We start from the raw sequence: 5,829 nt of genomic DNA, 5'->3' as shown, positions 1-5,829 counted from the left end.
GGAACATCATATCTGAATGGAGACCTGTAGAAGAAACCGCCCTGAACATCAGGGGAACGATTGGTATCATCAAAAACCCTTCCAAACCTATCAGTTGCTCTTACGCGGAATTCAAACGCATCCGCACCTTCAATATCCGCAAAAGTTACTCCTAATGCAGACACTACATCAGCCGCCGAGATGCTAAATGAGCCTCTCAGATAACGTGTAGTTGGGTGGTTAGGGTTTTCAGTTGCTTTTTGGAAATCAGCCCTTGTCATCGTTCCAATTAAGACCTGATTCACTTGAGTACTTGTTCCAGCTGGAATATACTCAAAACCTACACCAGCAATCAACCTGCGGTGTCTCACAAAGATCTCCACAGTCTCCAGAGTTTCTCCTTCCTCTGCATCTACCGCTTCAAATTCAACATTGAAGTTGGACCCTTGAAGATCAAAGATACTCCAGTTCTGACCAGTTCCGCCAGATAAGGTCCGCATATACAGGCCAGTGTTGAAAGTTGCATATGGTATGTTTGGTTCAATGAAATCCACACAGGCAGTAATCACTACCAAAAGGGACATCAGAAATCCAAAACCAATTTTTTTAATATTCATAATTTCGAAATTTAAAGGTTATAGATTAATAAATACCCCCTGAAGCAAAGCTACCATCAGGATTAGTATCCCAGAACGTTTTGGTTCCTAGACCAGGCTTTTGGACAGCATTGGTATTGGTAACCATATGGTTATTCGGATAAGGTAAGGTTCTAGGGAAAGTACCAAAGCTTTCCAACAAACCAGGCTGCATATTGTCTGGCTTGCCATTGGTTCTCCTGTAGAGGTTGTAGGCCTCATTACCATTTGACCAAGCTGCCAACCAATATTCTCTGGCAATAATATTCTCTCTCCTGTCATCATTGGCCAGACCTGCATACTCATTATTCACATAATCTACATAATCCTCTACATCTTCTGCAAATTCAGCCCCAGACTGCCATGCTGTTACAGCTTCACCATCTTTTTCTTCACCGAATGCTCTCACATAGGCCATGGATTTCCTGATCCCTTGCTCCATCAATTCCCGAGGATCACCAGTGGTTCCCAAGGTTAAGGCGGATTCAGCCAACATGAAATCTACAAACCAATGCATCAAAATTGGTTGAATTCCAGCACCATCAGCACCTTGTCCAGGACCTACTGTTACGCCAGCATCATCATCAAATCGACCACCGATGGGATATACACCAAACTGTGTTCTAACTGGACCATCTGGCGGAATACCTTCAGCATTTAGGTGATCTCTTCCCCAATATCCTCTGTCATTAGGGGTACAAAAAGGCCATCCGCCCGCCAAATAATGTGCCGGAGCTATTTCAGAAATACATCTCAATTCATCCGGATCAGTAGTAATCTGAGTTCTCTGTCTGTACAAATAATATCTAACTCTGGGATCATCAAATCCTTTTGCCTCAGTCAAATGCCACATATACCAAGTGGAGTGGTAATCACCGCCACCGCCATTATTGTACTGACCATATCTTGGATGCTGCGCAGCAGGATCTGTAAAGTTAGTGCCATACCTGAATACAAAATCATCTCCAGGACCCATCAAATTACCCCCTGCAACCAATGCATTAATCGCTGCTGTAGTACCACCTTGATCAACTAATCTCAAATTCAAATGAATTTTCAATTTCAAGGTATTAACTGCTTTAATCCATTTGGCCCAGTCTCCACCGTAATATAAATCCTGTGGAACAGCTGGAGCAGATGGTGCCGTGAAATTTGCAGCAGCCTGATCTAATATGGCTAAAGCCTCGGCATAAACAGAAGCACCAGAATCGTAATTGGGGTTGAAGTTGGTTGGATCCAAAGCTTCAGAATAAGGAATATCTCCAAACCAATCTACCATATTCACCATCGTATAGGCTTTAAAGAACCTCGCCATTCCTAAATGTCTTTGAAGGTTACGATCTTCACCTAATTCCTCTACCAATTTGATATCATTTAGCATACTGATATAGGCAGTGGTCCACTGTCCGTTAAAGTTAACTGGAACATAGGCTTGCTCATACAAGTTATTCGGCTGTGACATCATTCTTGATAGTCTTTCTCCTAGAAAACTCGTTCCAGAGAAGTGCCCAGCAAAACTCAACTGCACATTGTTTAATACCAAAGTTGGATCTGCTGTGTCTGGAGTCACCACATTAGGATCTTCCAGCAAATCCAAGTCACAGGCACTTACTACCACTAAACTGAGGGCAATAAATAAACTATATATTCTTCTTTTCATTGTCATTTCTGTTTAGGTGATTAGAATGTAAGGGTTACAGTACCACCGAATCTTCTGGAGCTTGCTCCTGTAACGAAGTCAAAACCCAAACCATTTCCTACGCCAGTACCCAATACATCTGGGTCAAAATTCATGTTTGGCGGGAAGTTCAAGGCTCTGAACCAAAGGTTTGTACCACTCAAGGCAACAGATGCTCTCCTGAAAGGGGTTCTGCTGATAATACTTGAAGGGATATCGTAACCCAATGAAAGTTCTCTTAACCTTACTACGGAACCGTCAAATACGTTTGGCTCGTCTGGACCTGTATGGTAGGCATTGAAGAAGTAGTTGGAGGCAGTTACCTGCACATCATTAGGCGTACCATCCTGCTGTACACCAGGAAGGATAAATGTCAATTCTCTGTCTATCACAGGATCTTTGGTCACACCCCTTGCCAAAGTAGCCGTCACTGTATTGGAGAAAATAACACCTCTGTGTCTGTATTCCATCATCACGTTCAAGAACAACCCTTTGTAACGGAAAGTATTGATCCAAGAACCGGTCCAAGCTGGGTTAGGATCACCAAGAATACCCAATTCAGGGTCCGTCTCATAATCACCGTTTGGCAATACAATCGGCTGACCGGACTGTTCATCTCTTCTGATCACTTGACCTTTGATGATATTGAAAGGCTGACCGGGAATAGCAAAATTACCCAAGTTAGTAAAACCAGCAACAACTATTTCATCAAGTCCTTCACCCAATTCCACAGTAACTGCTCTGTACAAAGTGAAGTTCACAATGGACTCCCAGCTGAAGCCACTTGGTCTGCTGATAGGTGTAGCAGTTGCTTGGAATTCAATACCCCTGTTTCTTATTCTACCGATATTTATCAAGGAAGCCGTAAATCCTGTAGCAGGATCAATTGGGGCATCGGTGATCAGATTTCTTGTGTTCTTTTGATACAAGGAAAGATCAAATCTCAATTTGTTATTGAACATGGTACCTTCTACACCAAATTCAAATTCCTCATGCAACTCGGGCTGCAAAGCTGGATTACCTAGGCTATTTCCCAGCGTTTGGGACTGAAACAAAGTACCTGCAGTATTGATAAATGCTCTAGGACTTTGAAGAAGAATATTTCTAGTCCTGTAAGGACTAGGAAACCCTGCAGAAGTACCATATCCAAATCTTAACTTCAGATCATTTACCGTAGCTGAATTCCAGTTGAATGCCTGTGAAGGTAGGAAAGATACGGAAGCTCCTGGATAAAGAATTCTTCTATTCTCAGGCTCTACAGTAGAAGTCCAGTCATTTCTTGCAGACAAGTTGAAGAACAAATAATCGTTGTAATCCAAAGTGACATTGGCATAGATACCTTGTCTTCTTTCCTGAACCAAACGGTCAAAAACCAATCCATTCAAAGGGTCTCTGGAAGATACTTCCAAGAAGTTACCATGATTGAAGAGACCAAAGGCCAATTGATTGGAAGATGCTAGACCTGATCTTTCAAATTCATCAAACCTCAAGTTGGCTCCTAACAAAGCAGAAAAACCTACTTTTTCTGAAAACTGGGTTCTATAATTGAAAATTAAATCCTGATTCCAAATAGTATTTCTTATAGAGATCGACCTGTAATAACCTGAATTCACCAAAGGAGACACCCCTCTACCTGCGTTTTTATTGTATTGGGCCTCTCTTTGCTCCGTGTAGGTATCTAATCCAAGACGATAAGTGACAGAAAATTTGTCATTAAAATCGTAGTTAACGGAAGTGGAGTTAAAGAACCTGTCCACTACAGAGTAGTCCAACATATTTCTTGACATCCAAATAGGGTTAACCTGATCGTTACCACCTCTGTGCAATACTGAACCCCTGTTCGTTGGAATCTCAGTTGGCCAGTTTCTCAAATCAATGTTTCTTGGCAAGTACAAAGTATTTGCAAATACAGATGGAATACCTCCTGATGGTCCGGATCCAAAAGCTGCATTGATAGGTGGCGTAACCAAATCGGTTCTTGCAAAGGTAAAGCTTGAATTGATGGTCATCTTGTCAGATACCGCAGAATTGATACCCAAACCGAAGTTGAATTTATTCAAATTATTGCCCGGAACATAGCCTTGCTCATCCGTATAACCAAAAGAAGCGTTAAAAGACGTCCTATCGGATCCGCCTGAAATTTGGATGGAAGTATTGGAAACCATGCCAGTTCTGAAGAAAACAGAACCCACATCCTCATACGCCCTGTAATCATATCTGATCGGCGTGGTAGATGGTGTACCATCAGGATTGGGTACAAAATACTCTGGGAAAGCACTTCTAATTTCTGGAATTGCAGAGGAAGCAATTGGATGGGCTGTTTGCAATCCAATATCTAATCTAGGACCATAATTAGAGAAGAACAAACCAGGTTGTTGCTGGAATCCGTTACCATACTCATTACCAAATGTTGGTAAAGAGGCAGCTTGGTTTCCGAAAACAGACTGATTGATAGTTACTTCAGCAGCTTTTCTTTTTCTAGTTCCGGATTTGGTAGTGATCAAGATTACACCATTACGTCCTTGGTCACCGTATAAGACGGTAGCAGAAAGACCTTTCAATACCGAAACATTCTCGATATTGTTCGGATCAATATCCAAGAAACGGCTGGAGGTAGCAGCACCACCGCTAGTAAATCCACCAGTTGCATTAGTACCAGAGCTAAAAGGAACCCCATCCACCACAAAAAGTGGTTGGTTGGAACCCGTTGCAGAAGAATAACCCCTGATAATAATGTTGGTACCTGAACCGGACATACCGTTAGTTGCCGTGATGTTCACACCGGCAACTTTTCCTTGAAGTACCCTGGAAACGTCTGCCTCTGGTCTGTTCTGGATGAGTTCCTCACCCACAGTAGAAACAGCATAACCCAAGGCTTTCTTGTCCTTTTCGATACCGATAGCTGTTACCACCACTTCTCCAAGTGTTGCAGCATCTACCAATAGGGTTATATTGATTACGGACCTGTTTCCGATGTTTTGCTCCTGCGTGGTCAAACCCACAAAAGAGTAAATCAAAGTGTTGGATCCGTCAGGTACATTAATAGAGTAATTACCATCCAAATCGGTGGTAGTACCTATTGTAGTACCTTTGACGAGAACAGATGCGCCTGGTAGACCCAGTCCGTCCTCCTCGGAAATTACCTTTCCGGTAATTACCCGTTGTTGCGCCGACACCTCATACGTGAGTGCCATGGTGAAAAGCGCAATAACAAAGAGTAAAGCTTTTCTCATAAGGTATTTTAGTTTAGTTGATGCGTAAATAAAAATTATTTATCGCACTTTTCAAAATACCCGAAACTTTATCTCAATAATCAGTAAAACATCAATTTTTTATTGCATAAGACAATTTAAAATCATAAAATATTATATAAATTCAATCAATTATTTATTTTGTTATATAAATTGAATTTTCAAGGAACAAACGGACTTTTTAAAGGTTAAGCGGTTACAAAAGGGGATTATTTGGTATTGTAGAAAAATAGTTAAAATTCGTTAAATCAATCTGGGTATATGGAAATACCACCAAATAAAATTT

General features: G+C 41.5%; 2 protein-coding genes and 1 pseudogene. All 3 read right to left on the bottom strand.

Features of this window, described 5'->3' with window-relative positions:
- A pseudogene (locus tag QZT73_RS10270) lies at positions 1-596 on the bottom strand (hypothetical protein); the annotation flags it as partial.
- Positions 597-621: 25 nt separating this feature from the next.
- Complete coding sequence (locus tag QZT73_RS10265; RefSeq protein ID WP_291787995.1) at positions 622-2,274, bottom strand: SusD/RagB family nutrient-binding outer membrane lipoprotein; 1,653 nt, start codon at positions 2,272-2,274, stop codon at positions 622-624.
- Positions 2,275-2,294: 20 nt separating this feature from the next.
- Complete coding sequence (locus QZT73_RS10260; RefSeq protein ID WP_291787993.1) at positions 2,295-5,525, bottom strand: SusC/RagA family TonB-linked outer membrane protein; 3,231 nt, start codon at positions 5,523-5,525, stop codon at positions 2,295-2,297.
- Positions 5,526-5,829 lie beyond the last annotated feature (304 nt).

It is taken from the genome of Cecembia sp. (assembly GCF_007126775.1).
Taxonomy (GTDB): Bacteria; Bacteroidota; Bacteroidia; order Cytophagales; family Cyclobacteriaceae; genus Cecembia.
Note: the sequence above shows the minus strand (reverse complement) of the source record. Positions and strands in the feature narration are given on the sequence as shown.